Source organism: Methylovirgula sp., assembly GCF_037200945.1.
Taxonomy (GTDB): Bacteria; Pseudomonadota; Alphaproteobacteria; order Rhizobiales; family Beijerinckiaceae; genus Methylovirgula.
The window spans coordinates 3,529,093-3,547,444 of sequence record NZ_JBBCGP010000001.1; the positions used below are offsets into that span (position 1 = coordinate 3,529,093).

General features: G+C 61.0%; 12 protein-coding genes. 5 read left to right on the top strand and 7 right to left on the bottom strand.

Going from position 1 to position 18,352, the window contains the following annotated elements:
- Positions 1-831, top strand: a complete 831-nt coding sequence (locus tag WDN02_RS17290) for an oxidoreductase (protein WP_337294662.1) — start codon at positions 1-3, stop codon at positions 829-831.
- Position 832: 1 nt separating this feature from the next.
- Here the strand turns inward: WDN02_RS17290 and pbpC are convergent, their stop codons facing one another.
- Together pbpC and WDN02_RS17300 are read right to left on the bottom strand one after the other, a co-directional pair.
- Entirely contained in the window at positions 833-2,905 is a 2,073-nt protein-coding gene (gene pbpC / locus WDN02_RS17295) for a penicillin-binding protein 1C (RefSeq protein ID WP_337294663.1), read from the bottom strand.
- Positions 2,902-8,106, bottom strand: coding sequence for an alpha-2-macroglobulin (locus WDN02_RS17300; protein WP_337294664.1), 5,205 nt, complete (start codon positions 8,104-8,106; stop codon positions 2,902-2,904). Before WDN02_RS17300 ends, pbpC begins: the two co-directional genes overlap by 4 nt.
- 349 nt (positions 8,107-8,455) lie before the next feature.
- Between WDN02_RS17300 and WDN02_RS17305 the strand changes: the two genes are divergently transcribed.
- Positions 8,456-9,565, top strand: coding sequence for a lysylphosphatidylglycerol synthase domain-containing protein (locus WDN02_RS17305; protein WP_337294665.1), 1,110 nt, complete (start codon positions 8,456-8,458; stop codon positions 9,563-9,565).
- 6 nt (positions 9,566-9,571) lie between these two features.
- Here the strand turns inward: WDN02_RS17305 and WDN02_RS17310 are convergent, their stop codons facing one another.
- Genes WDN02_RS17310 through coxB form a run of 4 tightly spaced genes read right to left on the bottom strand, consistent with a single transcriptional unit; the run spans position 9,572 to position 13,835 of the window.
- The gene (locus WDN02_RS17310; RefSeq protein ID WP_337294666.1) at positions 9,572-10,429 is read right to left on the bottom strand and encodes a cytochrome c oxidase subunit 3; all 858 of its coding nucleotides are present in this window, start codon (positions 10,427-10,429) and stop codon (positions 9,572-9,574) included.
- A 1-nt stretch (position 10,430) separates the two neighbouring features.
- Entirely contained in the window at positions 10,431-11,006 is a 576-nt protein-coding gene (locus WDN02_RS17315; protein ID WP_337294667.1) for a cytochrome c oxidase assembly protein, read from the bottom strand.
- Entirely contained in the window at positions 11,003-12,601 is a 1,599-nt protein-coding gene (ctaD, locus tag WDN02_RS17320; protein ID WP_337294668.1) for a cytochrome c oxidase subunit I, read from the bottom strand. Before ctaD ends, WDN02_RS17315 begins: the two co-directional genes overlap by 4 nt.
- 28 nt (positions 12,602-12,629) lie before the next feature.
- Entirely contained in the window at positions 12,630-13,835 is a 1,206-nt protein-coding gene (gene coxB, locus WDN02_RS17325; RefSeq protein ID WP_337294669.1) for a cytochrome c oxidase subunit II, read from the bottom strand.
- A 304-nt stretch (positions 13,836-14,139) separates the two neighbouring features.
- Here coxB and WDN02_RS17330 point away from each other — a divergent pair, with 304 nt between their 5' ends.
- Positions 14,140-14,868 carry a Crp/Fnr family transcriptional regulator gene (locus WDN02_RS17330; RefSeq protein WP_337294670.1) on the top strand — a complete coding sequence of 243 codons (729 nt, stop codon included), beginning with the start codon at positions 14,140-14,142 and terminating at the stop codon, positions 14,866-14,868.
- Positions 14,869-14,877: 9 nt separating this feature from the next.
- On the opposite strand, the gene hemN is transcribed toward WDN02_RS17330, so the two are convergent.
- Complete coding sequence (gene hemN / locus WDN02_RS17335) at positions 14,878-16,200, bottom strand: oxygen-independent coproporphyrinogen III oxidase (RefSeq protein WP_337294671.1); 1,323 nt, start codon at positions 16,198-16,200, stop codon at positions 14,878-14,880.
- A gap of 315 nt (positions 16,201-16,515) precedes the next feature.
- Here hemN and WDN02_RS17340 point away from each other — a divergent pair, with 315 nt between their 5' ends.
- Together WDN02_RS17340 and kdpA are read left to right on the top strand one after the other, a co-directional pair.
- Positions 16,516-16,605, top strand: coding sequence for a potassium-transporting ATPase subunit F (locus WDN02_RS17340; RefSeq protein ID WP_337294672.1), 90 nt, complete (start codon positions 16,516-16,518; stop codon positions 16,603-16,605).
- Between the two features lie 11 nt (positions 16,606-16,616).
- On the top strand, positions 16,617-18,344 hold the full coding sequence (gene kdpA / locus WDN02_RS17345) for a potassium-transporting ATPase subunit KdpA (protein WP_337294673.1): 1,728 nt from the start codon (positions 16,617-16,619) through the stop codon (positions 18,342-18,344).
- Positions 18,345-18,352: the final 8 nt, after the last annotated feature.

The window sequence follows — 18,352 nt, forward strand, 5'->3', positions numbered from 1 at the left end:
ATGAATTGGCTCATCACGGGTGTCAGCAGCGGCTTCGGCCGTGCGCTGTCGGAACTAATCCTCGAAAAAGGCGGCAAGGTCGCCGGTACCGTTCGCAAGGACGCAGATAAAGCCGAGTTCGAAAAGCTCGCACCGGGCCGCGCCTTCGGCATTCTGCTCGATGTCACCGATGAAGCCGCGGTGCATCGCGGCGTCAAGGAAGCCGAAGAAAAGCTCGGCGGCATTAAGGTGCTCGTCAACAATGCCGGCTACGGATTCGAGGGCGCGCTGGAGGAAGCGACGCTCGCCGATTTCCGTCAGCAGTTCGAGGTGAATGTCTTCGGCGCCATTGCGATGATGCAGGCGACCCTGCCCTATCTGCGCAGCCGCCACGCCGGCCACATCCTCAATATCAGTTCGATGGGCGGGCTCATGGCCTTCCCCGGAATTTCCGCCTACCACGGCAGCAAATTCGCGCTCGAAGGCATTTCGGAATCGCTAGCCAAGGAAGTGAAGCATCTCGGCATCAAGGTGACGCTCGTCGAGCCGGGCGGCTTCCGCACTGATTGGGCGGGGCGCTCAATGCGACATGTCGAACGCACGATCGAAGATTATGAGCCCTCCGCCGGCTGGTCACGCAAGCGACTCGCGGCGCGTAATGGCACCCAGCCGGGCGATCCCCGCAAGGCGGCGGAAGCCATGCTGCACATCACGCAGGTGGAAGAGCCGCCGCTACATCTGCTGCTCGGATCGGACGCGCTGCAATTGGTTGGTGAAAAGCTTGGTGCCTTGCAGGCCGAAATTATGAAATGGGCACCCGTCTCGGCAGGCACGGATTATCCGAAGGCCTGATCTATTGCAGTCGGATGCGCACGCTGTCCGACTGCCCTTTTGCATCCATCACGGAAATGCGGGCAAAGCCGGCGCCGTCTGGCGTCCATTCGGACTCACGGCGTGGATCGGGTGCACCGACGGGTGTGCCATTGACCATCCAGCGGAACGGCGGCACGCCGCCTGCTGCCTTCAACGCGAGGTCACTGGCGTCGGGCGCCGCGAGGCCGAGATCGACGCGCGCGCCATTCGGCGGATAAATGATCTTCAGCGCCTGCGTATCGCCATTGCCGGCATCGGCGACATGATCGTCGCGCAATTGCCTGAGCGGCGGCGGCAAATCCAATGTGCGCGCGACAAGCGCATCAGCGGGTTTTGGGATGATCTCGTAATCGCTGCCGATGCGCGCGAAAGCATCAAACAAAATCGGCGCAGCCGCCACACGGCCGATGAGGCCGGGGACGGGTTCATTGTCAGGTCGTCCCACCCAGACGGCGATCGTATTCCTGCGGTCGAAACCGGCGGCCCAAGCGTCGCGATAGCCGTAAGACGTGCCGGTCTTGAAGGCGAGACGATTATACGGCGCGTTATCAGGCGGCGGTGCGCCACGCAGAATGTCGGCGACATACCAGGCCGAGACCGGCTCGCAGATGCGCGCATGCGATGTGAGCGCGCCCATCGCACGCTCGTGCAGAACCGGCACGCTGCCGCCGCGCGCTAGTCCGGCATAAAGTTTGACGAGATCGACGAGCCGGATGCCGACGCCGCCGAGGCCGATGGCCAGTCCCGGCGGTTGATCGTCCTGAAGTTTCACCTCAGCGCCGGCGCTGCGCAACCGCGCGAGAAATCGCTCCGGCCCGACGGCATTGAGCAGTTCGACGGCCGGCAGATTGAGCGACATTTGGAGGGCGTGCCGCGCCGTCACTGTGCCCTCGAAGCCGAGGTCGAAATCGTCCGGCGCATATTGGCCGAAATGCACCGGCCTATCGTCAAGAACTGTCTCCGGATGCGCGATGCCTGATTCAAAAGCGAGCGCATAGATGAAGGGCTTCAGCGCCGACCCCGGCGAACGAAACGCCTTGGTCATATCGATCGCGCCCTTGCGCGGTGCGGAGAAATAATCCGCGCCGCCGACATGCGCGCGAACTTCGCCGGTCGCGTTGTCGACGACGAGGATTGCTACCGAAATTTTCGGACCGAGCCGCTGCGCGCTCTCCCGCGCCAATTGTTCGAGCGGCGCCTGCCACGCCGCAGACAACGTCAAATGATGAACACCATGTTCCTTATCCGCACGTAAGGCCGCTTCGGCCGCGTGCGGCGCGAGATGTGGGAAGGCCAGCCGCGCATGCGGCACATCCTGCTGCATGGCCTCATCGCGCTCAGCCAAGTTGATAACGCCGCGACGATAGGCACGCGCCAGCACACGGTCGCGCGCGGCGCGGGCACGCACCGGAAAACGATCTGGCCGCCGCGCTTCCGGCGACTGCGGCAAAGCCACGAGCAACGCGGCCTCGGCAACGCTCAGGCGTTTCGGCTCCTTGCCGAAATAGGCGAGGCTCGCCGCGCGCACGCCTTCGATATTGCCGCCGTAGGGCGCGAGGCCAAGATAGAGATCGAGAATGATCGATTTGGCGTATTGCGATTCGAGTTGCAGCGCGCGCGCCATCTGCCGCACTTTCGATGCGACAGATTTTTCCTTGCGCGGCTCAAGCAGACGCGCGACCTGCATGGTCAGGGTCGAACCGCCGGACACAATTCGCCCGCGGGTCGCAAATTGCAGCGCGGCGCGCCCCAACGCTTCGGGATCGACGCCGCGGTGCGTATAAAAGCGGTGATCCTCATAAGCGAGAAGCATGGCGATGAAACGCGGATCGACATCCTGTGCCGTGACCGGCAGACGCCAGCGGCCATCCGACATCGTGAAGGCGCGCAGCAATTGCCCATAGCGGTCGAGCACAACCGGCGAGGCGCGCTCCGCCAACGCGAGGTCGAGCGGATGTAGGCTGGCGAAATAATCGTCCCAGGCCCATGAGAGGCTGAAGACGGCGACGAGAAACGCGGCGCCAAGGAAGATCAGCCAGCGCCGCAGAATCATTTTGGCGCCGCGACCGTGACATTGCCCGTGGCCGTCCGCGCATAACGTTGCGGGCGATACATGTCCTCGATCGTGGCCGCCGGCGCGACATAGCGGCCGGGCGTCACGGCGCGGACGATATAGGCCACCGCGAAGGTTGCCACCGATTGGCCGTCGCGGTCAAAGGCCGCAACAAAGCGGTCGTCGCGATATTCGGTATGCGTCGGCTGGACGTCGGTCTTCACCCAGGAGAGCGCATCGACATTGCCGCCGTCGTACAGATCGGGATTATCGATCTCGAGACCCGCCGGCAAAGGATCGTTGAGGACGAGATGCGCATGGGCGGCGGCGTTTTCCGTCACCTTCAACGTGATGACGAAGCGGTCGTTCTGTTTGATCTTCGTCGGATCGATCGGGTTGCCGTCCATCGAATAATATCCACGCTCGATCGTATAGCCCTGCCCGGCCGCGGGCTCCGGCAAGATCGGGTTTCCGGCAGTTGTCAGCGCCAGGGTGACGGGCTGCGCGCCCTGATTGACGACCTTCACCGGCTGCGTGGAAAGTTTCGCGGCGAGCCAGGTTCGATAATAGGCGCCGCTATGCGCCGTGCCGTCAATAGCGAGCGAGATCGACACATCGCGCGCGGCCAACGCCTCGGCAGCGAGAACCATCCAGGATTCTTCCTGTGTGCTTGTATAATCGATCGCATCACGGGCGCTTTCGACAACCTGTGCCGCCTGTTCGATCTGCGTGTTGTCGGCGCCGCCTTCGACCGCCAATGTCAGAAGCCCGGCGCCATCGCGCAGGCGTGAGCCGAAATCCGTCCGTGTCAAACTGTCGGCATCTTTCACTTGTGCCAGACTTTCGCCCGCCGCTGCGAAGACCTTTTGAGCGCGGCCGCGATCGCCGAGCAGCGCGAGCGATGCGGCGAGCTGCGCCCGCGCCAGCGGCGTCTGGAAAGCCGAAAGTTGCGCATCAGCGAGATAGCGCAAATCTTCCATCACCGGCTTGCCGTTGCGGGCGAGGACGTAGATGGCATAAGCCAGCGCCGGCGCCTGCCCGGCCTGGACCTCACTCGTGTTGGCGACGTAATTGCGCAGCCGTTCAAGAGCCTGGGCGAAAGCTTCCTGCGGAACGTCATAATTTTCCTCGCGTGCGCGCGTGAGAAAATCGGTGACGAACGCATCGAGCCATGCGTCATCCGCATTGCCCGCCGACCAGAGCCCGAACGCGCCGGTCGAATCCTGCCGCGCCAGCAACAGCGCGATGGCACGATTGACGCGGCTGGCGATGCCGGTATCGAACGCAAGCGCCTCAGGATCGGCGAGCTTGGCAACATAGAGCAGCGGCATCGTGCGGCTGACGAGCTGTTCGGAACATTCGAACGGATAATCGGCCAGCGCCTGCAGATTGCCCGCGGCATTGATGCCGGTCAGGCTCGCGACGGCCGCAGAGACACGTCCGGTGCCTGGCAGAAATTCCGCCGTCAGGTCCTTCGTGACGAGGAATGAATCGCCTGGCATCAGTTGCCGCACCACACGTCGATAAATGTTGGGCGTCCCGGGTTCGACATCGAGTGCAAAATTACGTTCGGTCTTGAACCTGGGGCCGCTCATCTTGAAGGCAATGTCGGCCTCGCCGATTCCCGTGCCGACAAGCGGCACCGACAGCGATGTGCGCTCGCCCGCTTTGAGGCGGATCGCACCGCGCCCGCGGCCCACAACCGAGACGGGCCCCTGCGCCGAGACATCATAATTGTAGAGGCCTGTTTCGCCCTCGACATTGTCGATTTGCAGATAGAGTCGCGAATGATCCTTCAGCGCCAAAAAGCGCGGCAACGTCGGCTGCACGACGACCGGATCGCGGACGATGATATCGGCGCTGGCGCTGCCGACCTTTTCCGCGGTCCACACGGCAGCAGCGAGGCGCATCGTGCCGTTGAACGGCGGCAGATCAAACCCGACCTCCGCCTTGCCGTCTGGCCCGACATTCACAACGCCGGAAAAGAGCGCGAGCGGCGCTTCCGTGGGCTTGTTGCCTTGCAGATCGCCGCCCGCGTCGCCGCCTGAGCGAATGGCGCCAAGCGTGCCTTGCATGCCATCGATCAGGAAACCATAGATGTCGCGGATTTCGGAGGCGAGCGTGCGCTGGCCGTAGAAATATTTGCGCGGATCAGGCGTCTGATAATGCGTGAGATTGAGAATGCCGACATCAACGGCGGCCAGCGTGACATAGGCCTGCTCGCCCGGCGCCAAACCTGTCAATGTGATCGGAACGCTGATGTGCTGATGCGGCCGCAGCTTGTCCGGCGTATCGAAAGCGACGCCGAGCTTGTGGCTTGCGGCGGCGACGCTGAACCACGCCAGCCCCAGCGCCCGGCCCGGATTGCGTTGCGCGGCCTGATCCAGCGGCCGATGCGCGAAGACGACAGCATAGGCGCCCGCGCCCCAAGCGGCATTGACCGGCACACTGACGAGATTGTCACCCTTCTTCAGATCGACCAGCGACGAATAATTCAATTGATCATTGAGGATCGCGACCGTCGCCGTGCCGGCAAAGCGCGAGGCGATCTTGATCTTCATCGCCTCGCCCGGCGCATAGTCCTTTTTGTCGAGCGTCACTTCGAGAAGATCGGGCGCATCGGCGCTCGCATCGCCCGACCAGCCAACACCGAATGTCACACTCGTCGGCGCATCGTTCGGATCGGCACTGGTGACATCGAGACGATAATCGCCGAGTTCCACCGGCGCCGAGATTTTACCCAAAGCATCAGCAGCAAGATCGAGCGTCCCGGAAGCCACACGGCGCGAGGATTTCACCGTCTCGAAATCCCAATGCCCATCCTGATTGTACCATTGGTAATCGGTCAGAAGCCGATAGAGCGACCAGGTCACGCCCTTGCGTGCGACGCGCGCGGCGCTCGAATTGACGGCGATCACATCGAACGAGGCGATGTCGCCATCGCCGAGCGTCACGAAATCCTGCTTCACGCCGATCAGGCCACCCTTCGGCAGGATCGGCAGCGTGACGCTCCGCTCAACCGCGCGGCCGCCCGGCTCGCCGACGCGCAAGGTGACCTTCGCCTCGAGCGGCTGCGTGGCGGCGATATCGGGAATCGGCACGTCGATTTTCGCGTCGCCCTTGGCGTCGGTCGTCGCGCTCGTCGGCAAATCCTTACTGACCGCGGTGAACGTCTGATCCTGAAGACCCGCCTCATAGCCTTGCAGAATCGGCAGGCCGTGATTCCCCGCCGCCTCGACAGTCACATCGCCGCTGATATCGAGGCCGCTGCCCGGCGCGCCGTAAAGATAGCGTGCATTCGCATCGACCGTACTTGAGTCACCGGCCCGCGCCTGCGTCTCTTGTGGCTTGAGTTTGAAGTCGAGCCGTTCGGGCACGTAATCCTCGACGAGGAATGTCGCCTCGCCGACCGGCGCGCCTTTCGGATCGACGTAGGCCTCAACACGCCATGTGCCGCTGGCGCTGGATGGCAAAAGTGTCAGCCCGTAGCTGCGCCCGCCAGCACCCTGATCGGCAATCAGCACGCGCTTGTATTCGACGCCGTCCGGCCGCTTGGCGACAAGCGTCAGCGGCACGCCGGTCTTGGCACTGCCCTTGGCGTCGCGCAGCAATGCGGTGACATAGACGGTCTCGTTGGAGCGATAAACGCCGCGCTCGGTAAAAACCTCAGCGTCGAGCGGCTGCGTCACGTCGCGGCCGGAGACGCCGCGATCGGTCAGATCGAACGCGCCCTGCTGCATATTGAGGAAGCCGTAATCGCCTTTGCCGTCCTCACCGACGATGAGACCCGGCGCGAGGCCATTGCTGCCGCGCGAGAGGCCCGGCTCAAAGCGAACATAGCCGTTGGCATCGGTCTGCTTGGTCGCGAGCACTTCGTTGTCGCGCGCGACAAGACGTAGCGAAATGCCCGCAAGCGGCTTCGCGCTCGTCAGCGAACGCACGAAGACATGCAGACCATCGCGGCTTGAAAGCGCAGTGAGGCCGAGATCCGATACGACGAACCATTGCGTCGCGACATTCGAATCGTCGTCGCTATCCGAAGACTGGAGCCCGTCGCCGGGCTTCGCCGTCATGATGTAAACGCCCGCCTGCAAGGCGCCGGCCGCTTCAAGCACAGGAAAGGCGGTCGTCACATCCTTGTTCAGCAGGCTCGCGACATCGAGCGTACCCTTCCAGATTTTGCGCGCGTCGCTGTTCTTAAGCTGATCGAGCCGGTAGCTCGAAAGCTGGGAGAGAAAATCGCTCGATGTAATGATCGGCAGCAGGCCGCGGTCGCCGACGCGCAGAATTTGCACCGCAATCTTTTTGACGTTGACGGAGACAACCGGAATGCCCTGCTGGCCGACGCGCGGCAGCACATAATTCTTGCCTGTGAAATGCACCTGCTGAGAGCGGTCGCGCACATAGATGTTGTAGGTCGCCGTGCGCAAAAGCTGCTCATTGACCGCCGAAGGAATCCCCTGCCGCAGAACGATCGTGTAATGCGCCCCGTGCTGCAGGCCATCGACGCAAATCTGCTGATCTTCCGCCGAAACCGCCGGTCGATCGATACCGGCGACGCTCACATAGGACGCGAAATCGACGTGGCCGCCGGCCAGCGACTCGGAGAGCTGGAAGCACGCCCGCGGCGCGGCGGAATCCTTATCGACCTTGTAGTCGAGGATGCGGAAGCCATAGGTGTCGCGCTCTTTTTGATAGGTCGTCCGCACCGCTAGATCGTCCACAAGCCCAAGGCTTGCGTGATAGGCGTCGAGCGAAGGGCGCCACGATTCACGCTGCGCAAAGATGGCGCCGAGCTGCGCGAGCGCGAGGGCGGCTTGCCGTTTGTCGGCGGCCTTGAGGTAAGCCAGATAGGCGGCCGTCGTTGCCGCTTGCAGAATGTCGTCGGAATTGCCGGACGCAACTTCCGCGCGCGAATAGGCAAGCCAGCTTGTGGCATCGTTCGGATTAATGGCGATCAGCCCGGCCAGAGCGTGAAGCATACCCTTCGAATCGCGCTTGGCGAGCGCCGTAGCCGCGGCCTGCCGAAGTGCGTCCGGCGTCTGATCCATCAGATCATCGCCGTCCTGCGCCACTTGCGCCGCGAGCCGAACGGCATCGCTGGCGAGATTGGCGTTTCGATAATCGCTTTGCAGAGTCTCGGCGCGGCCGGAGACGGCGAGAACCAGCAGCAGACACAGAAAGCCAGCGACCGCGCGCATATTCGCTCCGTCCGTTAAAAAGGCGCCGGTTTTCCGCCGCAGGCGCGCCCAAGCTGCCGCATCGCCAAGGGATGGCAAAATAATGTGGTGATTTCGCAACGGCCGGCCCGAATTGGCAAGGACTGGCCTGGCCTCTGACACAAAATAATTGAACCCGTCTGCTACGAGCTATGCTAAAGGCTCGCTTTATCAAATAGTTAACATTCCAGCTCGAGGGCACAAGCGGATGCGACGCAACGCTTGACCTGCCCGCGGCGCGACTCATCTACAGGAAGGGCAACGGGACTTGCCCCTGGCGCGTTCAGCCCACATAACCCGCCTGCCAGAGCGCTTGCACGACGGAAAATGAATGGCGATCAATGAGGAAGTACGCCCCGAACGCATGAAGGGCCGGCGCGGCCTGGGGGGCAGTCTGCCGCAGAAGCCTAATCTACACTCGTGGTTGGCGAGCTTTTCCGCGGAGGGCGGCGGCGAAGACCACAAGCGCCGACGACAGATCGCGACCTACATTGGCGCGTGTTTCAGTCTAGGCATCGCGGCCCTTGCCATTTTCGTCCTCATCCACACCCTGGCGCATATCAACCCCGGCCAATTGCGGGCCGCGTTCGATGCCACCGAAAACAACCAGATCCTCGCCGCTCTCGGCCTGACGGCTTTATCTTTCCTCGCATTGACCGGCTACGACGGCGTCGCTCTGCTGCAATTGCGCCAGAAAGTGCCGTATACGACGACGGCGCTCGCCTCGTTCACGAGCTATGCGATTTGCTTCACGCTCGGCTTTCCGCTGATTACCGCCGGCACGGTGCGCTTCTGGATTTATTCGCAAGCGGGTATCTCGCCGGCAAAGATCGCCAGCCTCACGGTGATTGCGGGCGTCACCTATTGGCTCGGCATGGTCTTCATCCTCGCGATCGGTCTGATCTTTCGCGCCGGGATGATCAGCCAGCTCGATCATTTCGCACCTCACATCAATATGTTGATCGGCATCGCCGCGCTTGGCGGCCTGGTCGCCTATCTCGTGTGGGTGTCTGTCGAACATCGCTGGACGCGCATTCAAGGTTTCAAACTCGAACTGCCGGGGTTCAAGCTGACGACGGCGCAGATTGTCCTCAGCGTCATCGATCTTTGCGCAGCGGCAGGCGTTCTTTACGCCTTGCTTCCCGACACGCATGGTATTGATTTCTTCACTTTCGCGGCGGTCTATGTGTTCGCCTGCGCGCTCGGCATCGCAAGCTATGCGCCCGGCGGTATCGGCGTCTTTGAGGCGACGATGCTCAAGATTTTGCCGATCCCGTCGCAGGAGGGTGTGCTCGCCTCACTGCTCATGTTCCGCATTATCTATTATCTGATCCCGTTCGTTCTCGCCTTCGCGCTGCTTGGCGCCAATGAAGGCTATCGACGCTGGTCCGACCTGCGCGAGGCCATGCGGCGCGCAACGTCCGACAAGGATCCAGATTAAGTTAGCTTACAGCCAATAAACCAGGACGAAGAGCAACAGCCAGACCACATCGACGAAATGCCAGTACCAGCTCACCGCCTCGAAAGCGAAATGGTGGCTCGCGTCGAAATGGCCACGCAAGATGCGCGCGAGCAGCGCCGTCAGCATCACGACACCGACCGTGACGTGGAATCCGTGCAGGCCGGTCAGTGCAAAGAACGTCGCGCCATAGACGCCGGAGCCGAGCGTCAGACCTAACTCGGTATAGGCCTCATAGAATTCCCGCGCCTGCAAAACCAGGAAGATCACGCCAAGCAAGATCGTCAGCGCCAGCCAGAAGGTGAGCGCGTCACGGCGATCCCGCCGCAGCCAATAATGCGCCCGCGTCACCGTTGCGCCGGAACTGACGAGCAGCAGCGTATTGAGCGCCGGGATGCCCCAAGGATAGACGGTCGAAAAATGCTTTCCAGCCGGGCCCGCAGATGGCCACGCGCCGGAGAAGTGCGGCCAAGGCGTGAAATGCGCATCAAGCGACGCAAGCCACGGGAGCGAAACTTCGCGCTCGTAAAATAAGACACCGAACAACGTCGCGAACAACACCACTTCGGAAACGATGAACCAGATCATGCCGAGCCGGAATGAACGATCCTCCCAATGATGATAGAAGCCGCCCTGGCTCTCGGCGATGACCTTGCCGATCCAGCGTGTTAGCGCGAAGAGGATCGATATTATCCCGACGCCGGCGAACCATCGGCCGGCCGGATAGCCGTTCACGCCGAGGCCGAGGCCGATCGCGAGCAGCATGATCGAAAACGACATGAGCGCCGGATAGGGGCTCGGCCGCGGGACGAAATAGCGGCGGGTTGCGGCGACATCTGCGCTCACTTTAATTAACTCCCCTCAGCGCGGCCTCTTCCGCAACCGGAAAAGCCGAATAGGACACTGTGATCGTCGAGATTTCCGGCGGCAGATCGCGGCTTACAAAAAACACGACCGGCATGACGCGCGATTGCTGCGGATCGAGCCCCTGCTTGTGGTAGCAAAAGCATTCGATCTTTTTAAAATGTGTCGCCGCCTGCTCCGGACTTACGCTCATGATGGCTTGCCCATAGAATCGTGTGCCGCCGAGATTTGTGGCGAGATAAGTTGCTGTCGAAGGCTCGCCGGGGTGAACGCGCAAGCGCCGCTCCATCGGCCGGAATTGCCACGGCAGACCCGGCATTACCGTGCTCATGAATTCGACTGTCACGGTGCGGGATAGATCGACGCCGCCCACGGGTCGCGCACTCGCCTCGTCCGTCTTGCCGTTCAGCCCGGTAAAATGGCAAAGGGTGTTATAGAGCGGCACGAGGCCGAAGCCGAAGCCGAAGAAGCCGAGCGCCACAACCGCCAAAACCCAAGCGAGCCGCCCGTTTGCCGCGCGCTTCGTCGTGGTCTTTGTGGCACCGGCATCCTCGCTCATGCGACGACCGGCTGTTCTTCAAACGTATGATGCGGCGGCGGCGACGGCAGCGTGAATTCGAGTCCTTCCGCGCCTTCCCAAACCTGGTTCGTAGCCCGCTTGCCGTAGCCAGCTGCGGCACGAATGACATTGTAGACGAGCAGCAATTGCGCCGCGCCGAGAATGAAGGCGCCGAGGCTCGACACCGTGTTGAGCGACGCGAATTGCAGCGCATAGTCGGGAATGCGACGCGGCATGCCGGCAACGCCGAGGAAAAATTGCGACATGAAGGTGATGTTGAACCCGATCATCGTCAGCCAGAAGTGCCATTTGCCAAGGCGCTCACTGTACATGCGGCCGGTGATTTTCGGCAGCCAATAATAGACTCCGGCGATGACACCCATGATCGGGCCGCCAAACAGCGCATAATGGAAGTGCGCAACGAGGAAGAAAGAGTTGTGATATTGCTGATCGGCGACGGCATCGGCGAGAACCAGACCGGTCAAGCCGCCGATGAAGAAGAGAACGATATAGCCGAGCGCAAACAGCATCGGCGTCTCGAAACTGAGCGATCCCCTCCAGATCGTGCCCATCCAGCAGAAAAAGAGAATCGCTAGCGGCACCGAGATCAGCATCGTCGAATACATGAAATAGAGCTGCCCGGCGACCGGCATGCCCGAAGTGAACATATGATGCGCCCAGACCACGACCGATAAAGCCGCGATCGCCCAATAAGAATAGACCTGGGCGCGATATCCGAAGACCGGCTTGCGCGCGAAGGTCGGCAAGACGTGCGACATGATTCCGGCGGTCGGAAACAGCAGAATGTAAACTTCCGGATGACCGAAGAACCAGAACAGATGCTCCCAGAGCACGGGATCACCACCTCCAGCGGCGCTGAAAAAATGCGTACCGAAATGCCGGTCGGCGAGCAGCATGGCGCTTCCCGCGATGAGCGCCGGAAAAACCGCGATCAGCAGGAACGAGGTCATCAGCCAACTCCAGACGAAGAGCGGCAACTTCATCATCGTCATGCCCGGCGCGCGCAGGTTGAAGATCGTCACGACGATATTGATTGAGGCCATCAGCGATGAGGCGCCGAGCAGGAAAATGGCGAAGATCGCGAAATCAACACCGGGGCCGCCCTGCACCGAGAGCGGCGCATACATGGTCCAGCCGGTATCGACCGGGCCGTTGCCGATGCCGATCAGCTTCAAGATGAATGGCAGCACGAGAACGATGGCGGCCGGCGGCAGCAGCCAGAAGCCCCAATTGTTCAGCCGCGGCAACGCCATGTCCGGCGCACCGATCATCAGCGGAATGAGATAATTGGCGAAGCCCGCCGTCACCGGCATCAGCGCGCCAAACACCATAACGAGGCCGTGCAGCGTGATGACCTGATTGTAGACTTCCGGCGTCAGCAAATGATTGGCCGGATGGATAAGCTGGCCGCGGATCAGTTCAGCGAAGAAGCCGCCGAGCAGAAACATCGTCAGCCCGAACAGCATGTAAAGGATGCCGATGTCCTTATGATTGGTCGTCGTCAACCAGCGCAGCAAGCCTCGTGGCTCGTCATGGGCGTCGTGATGGCCGAGGTCGGTTGCGGCGCTGCTCATCGGGTTTCCTCTTCTCAAGCACCAAGTCTTATTTCGCCCGCGCGGCCTTCACAGCGGAGGGCTGGACGACGTCGCCGGTCTGATTGCCAAAGCTGTTGCGCTCATAGGTCACGAGAGCGGCGACATCAGCATCGCTGAGCTGCGTGCCGAAGCCAGGCATGGGCGTGCCGGGGATACCCTTCAGCACGATATCGATATGGCGCGCCACAGGGCCGACGACGATCTTGCCGCTGTTGTAGAAGCCGCGCTGCGCCAGCAGATCGGTCATGGCCGGCGGGGCGCTGAACGGTTTGTTGCCGGCGATTGGCGGAATCGCGCCCGGCATACCGAGCCCGGTCGGCTGATGGCACATCGCGCAATAATTCGCATAATCCTGCTGGCCGCGCTTGAGAAGCTCGGCTTTGCTCAGCGTCGTCACCGCCGCCGCCTGCGCCGCCGCCGTCTGCGCATCGGCAAGCCATTTGTCGAAATCCGGCTGTGCCTTCGCCTCGACGACGATGGGCATGAAACCGTGGCCGACGCCGCAAAGCTCGGCGCATTGGCCGCGATAGATGCCGGGCCGGTCGATCTTCACCCAGGTTTCGCGCAGGAAGCCCGGCACCGCATCCTGCTTGATGCCAAAGGAAGGAATCCACCAAGCGTGGATAACATCGGTCGATGTGAGAAGAACGCGCACTTTCTTGCCGACGGGCAGAACGAGCGGTTTATCGACTTCAAGAAGATAATTCGGATCGGTCGGCGCGCCGCTATCGCGCTGCTCGGCCGACGTCGCCAGATTGCTGATGAAGGAAATCCCTGCGTCGGGATAGTCGTAGCGCCAACGCCATTGGCTGCCCGTCACCTTGATGACGAGCGCAGCATCGTTGCGCGTGTCCGCAAGCGTGAGGACCGCGTGATAGGCGGGTATGCCCATGACGACATAATCAATGACAATAAGAGTCAGGATCGGAAGAGCGGAAAGCCCCCATTGCAGCGGTGTCCGCGGCGCCGAGAACGTCGCGGGCTGATGACCGCGGCTGCGCCGATAGCGGATGATCGAAAAGAGGAGAAAGCCAGAACCGACCGAGAAAAGGACCGCAATGATCGTCAGAAAGAGATCATGGACATAGAGAGTTTCCCGCGCGATCGGCGTTACGGGTGTTTGGAATTCGAAAGGATTATGAGCGTTAGCCGCCCGCGGGATGGCAGCTAGGCAGCACGCCGATCCCAGAATCAATCGCTGTCGCTTGGTCATTGATGAGCTTTGATGCCCTATTATGGGATTGGCGTTTCCAAAGCTTCCGAAGAAGCCAAATCTCAATCCCACGCCGCGCCCGACAAGACCATTGCGACATGTGGCAGCGCATATTTGATTTATGAGTTTGACATTTCGCAAGGTTACTCCCCGGCCGTAGCTATAGAGAAAAACTTGGCGCAGAGGCGACCAACGGGAGCGCACGGCATTGATTTCAATTGATGACAGAATGCAGGATGCGCTAAAGCCCCCGACCGGCGCGCCGGAGCGCTTGGCTCCCTGCAGATTTTGGTAACGGTGTAGCATGACTGGCTTCGGCGATTCCCGGCTCCTCCGCGTTTGCGCGCAATGCCCGATGCTCGAAATCTGCAAAACGTCCGGCAAGCAGATGGCAATCGCGCACGACGGCGCCGGCATTCATATCTGCCGCAAAGGCCGCTCGATTTATTATCAAGGGAGTGTTGGTGGGCAGGTTCACATCCTGCGTGAAGGTTGGGCCTTCCGCTTCACCGTTCTCCCGAATGGCCGACGACAGATTCTGGAATTTTTGTTGCCCGGCGATCCGATCCTTTTGCCGCTGCTGTTCGTGTCGCGCCTGCCCTACACCGTTCATGCGCTCACTGATGCAAAGCTCTGCACCTTTGCCTTGAAGGAGATCACCGATCAGGCGCAGGTCTCAAGGGAAGCGACGCGCCGGATCGAGATCGTCTGCGCCACCGGTCTCGTCGGCGGTGAAGCGCGGCTGGCGGAAATCAACCAGCGCAATTCACAGGAACGAACAGCCTGGCTTTTGCTCTCGCTTTTCCATGAGCTGAAAAGACGTGGATATGCGGAAGGGGATGTCGTCCCGTTTCCGCTTGGCCTTGCGCATATCGCCGATGCGCTCGGCATCACAATCACCCATGCAAGCCGTACCTTGGGGACTCTCCGCCGCGAAGGCTTGATCTCGCTCGCCCGCGAACGGCTGACCGTGCATAATAAGCAAGACTTGGCGAATGTCGCTCTACTGCCGATGGCGGCCACGGGCGAATAGGCCGCGTCGTTATACGGCCATGGAATGCCGTGCGACGTTTGCTGGCAGATACGCATCGAAAGCAGCAGCGACGATCCGCGAGAACGGGCGGCCGCGTTCGGTAATCGCGAGCCGCGAGCCGTCGAACTCCACCAGCCCGTCTTGTATCAACGGCCGTAACGATTCCATCTCCGCACTGTAAGCACCCGCGAGTCCGCCGAGGTCCGCCGCGAGACCGCACATGAGCTTTTCGATGATCATCGCCCGGCGCTGGTCTTCGGCCGAGGTGGCAAAACCTTTCGCCGTGGCGAAGCTGGCGCCATCGATGCGGCGCATATAGCCCGCCATATCAGCGGCGTTCTGCACAAAACCTTGTGGCAACTTGCCAATCGCCGACGCACCGAGTCCGATCAGCGCCTCCGCATTATCGACCGTATAGCCTTGGAAATTGCGGTGGAGACGGCCTTCGCGCGCGGCGACCGCTAGCGGATCGTCGGGCAACGCGAAATGGTCAAAGCCGACCGCGACATAGCCGAAAGCTGTCAACGTCTCGGCCGCTTTTTGCGCTTGCGCGAGCCGCGCCACGACGCCAGGCAGAGCTCCCTCATCGATGCGCTTCTGATTTGCCTTTAGCCAAGGTACATGCGCATAGCCGAACAGTGCGATCCGTTGCGGCGACAGCAAAGCGGCGAGTTGCGCGCTCGCGTCGACATCCTCAGCACTCTGATGCGGTAAGCCATACATCAGATCGATATTGATATTCGAAATCCCGGCCTCGTGTAACAGGCCGACGGCATGTGCGACCTGTTCAAACGGCTGGAGACGGCCAATCGCCTTTTGCACATGCGGCGAGAAATCCTGAACACCCAGACTGGCGCGATTGACGCCTATCTCAGCCAGCGTCTGCGCCAACTCCGTCGAAATATGCCGTGGATCGAGTTCGATCGCGTGCTCCTTGATCTCCGAAAGATCGAATGACGCGGCAAGGATTCGGATGATCTGGCGCAGCCAGTAGGCTCCGAGGATCGACGGTGTACCACCGCCCCAATGCAGATGCGTCACGCGTCGCCCAGCCGCGATCTCCGCCACCCGCGCGATCTCGTCGATGAGCCGCTCGGCATAGAAATCGACTGGCGCGCGCTGATGCACGGCCTTGGTATGACACCCGCAATAGAGGCAGATGTCCGAACAATAAGGCACATGAATATAAAAGGAGAGCCGCGCGTCCGGCGCGAGCGCACCAAGCCATTGCGCATATGTCTCAGGCCCAACCGCGGCGGAAAAATGCGGCGCCGTCGGGTAAGACGTGTAGCGCGGTACGTTGCGTTCAGCGAGGACACGGAACGAGGACATTTTCCAAGCGTAGCTGCAAATCCCGCCCCGGCTTTGATCTGCATCAAAGCCGCCAGGGGGAGCCACACCACGCATTTATATGAAATTTATATATCCGCCGCCGCGAAGACCGCTCGAACCTTTATGCGCCTTGGGCCACATCACGACCACGAGCCGAAGGCGGCAGATCGTGTCCTGCGATCATTCGCTGGCTCTTTCTAGCGCGCGCCACGGAGGTCGTCCGCATGTTTGACATTCTTTATCTCGCGATCGGCATCGCCGCGTTTCTGATCCTCACCCTTTACGTTTTCGTCTGCGACAGATTGTGAGCCGACCATGATCATCGATTACGCGCTCGGCGGCCTCGCCGTCGTCTTCATCCTCGCCTACCTCGTCTACGCGCTCGTCCGTCCCGAACGCTTCTAGGAGTTTTTGCTATGACTGTGAACGGATGGATTCAGATTGCCCTTTATTCGGTGGCAATCATCGCCTTGACGAAGCCGGTCGGCTTCTACTTGACGCGCGTTTTTTCGGGCGAACGGACTTTCCTTTCGCCGATCCTTCGGCCAGTTGAACGCGCGATCTACGCCGTCTGCGGCGTCAATGAGGCCGAAGAGCAGCATTGGGTCACCTATACGATCGCGATGGCGTTCTTCAGCGCTGCGGGTTTTGTCGCGCTTTACGCAATCCAGCGACTGCAAGGTATCTTGCCTTTCAACCCGCAGGGCCAGAGCGCGGTCGAGCAGAGTCTCGCCTTCAATACGTCGGTAAGCTTCGTCACCAATACGAACTGGCAGTCTTATGTGCCCGAAACCACCATGAGCTATCTCACGCAGATGGCCGGGTTGACGGTACATAATTTCGTCTCTGCGGCGACCGGCATTGCTCTCGCTATCGCTCTGGTTCGCGGCTTCGCGCGACGTTCGGCGCAATCGATTGGCAATTTCTGGATCGATATGACCCGTTGCACGCTCTACATACTCCTGCCCGCTTCGATCGTCGTCGGGTTGTTCTTCGTCTGGCAGGGGATGCCGCAAAACCTCAATCCCTATGCTGCGGTGACGACGCTGGAAGGCGCGAAACAGGTCATTGCGCAGGGTCCCGTCGCCTCGCAAGAAGTCATCAAGATGCTCGGCACCAACGGTGGCGGGTTCTTCAATGTCAATTCCGCGCATCCTTACGAAAACCCGAACGCGCTGACCAATTTCATCGAGATGATCCTGATCATCGTGATCGGCGCAGCCCTGACCAATGTCTTCGGCCGGATGGTCGGCAATCAACGCCAGGGCTGGGCGATCTTCGCGGTCATGGGCATTCTTTATTTTGCCGGTGTGGCCGTCGTTTATCATTCCGAAGCACCCGGCAATCCGGCTTTTGCCGCGCTCCACGTCGACCAGGCGTCTTCGGCGCTGCAGGCCGGCGGCAATATGGAAGGCAAGGAAGTCCGGTTCGGCATCGCCAATTCGGCGTTGTTCACAACCGTGACAACCGATGCATCGGAAGGCGCTGTCAACACGATGCATGACAGCCTGATGCCGCTCGGCGGTCTCGTGCCGATGGTCAACATCATGCTGGGCGAGATCATCTTTGGCGGTGTCGGTTCGGGCCTCTACGGCATGCTGGTCTTCGCCATCCTCGCGGTCTTCATTGCCGGGCTGATGGTCGGCCGCACGCCGGAATACATGGGCAAGAAGATCGACGCGAAGGAAGTGAAAATGGCCATGCTCGCCATTCTCATTCTGCCGTTCTCGATCCTCGGCTTTACGGCGCTTGCGACCGTTCTGCCGGCGGGCCTCGCCGGTCCGGCGAACTCAGGTCCGCACGGGTTCAGCGAGATCCTCTACGCCTATACGTCGGCGACGGGCAACAACGGCAGCGCCTTTGCAGGCCTCACCGCCAATACGCCCTTCTATAATTCGACGCTGGGCCTCGCGATGTTCATCGGCCGCTTCCTGATGATCGCGCCGATCATGGCAATCGCTGGCTCCCTCGCGACGAAGAAGATCGTGCCAGCGTCGGCAGGCACCTTCCCGACCGACGGCGCGCTGTTTGTCGGCCTGCTCATCGGCGTCATCCTGATCACCGGTGGTTTGACTTATTTCCCTGCAGTCGCACTCGGCCCGATCGTCGAACATCTGGCGATGAACGCCGGCACTCTCTATTAAGCCAAGAG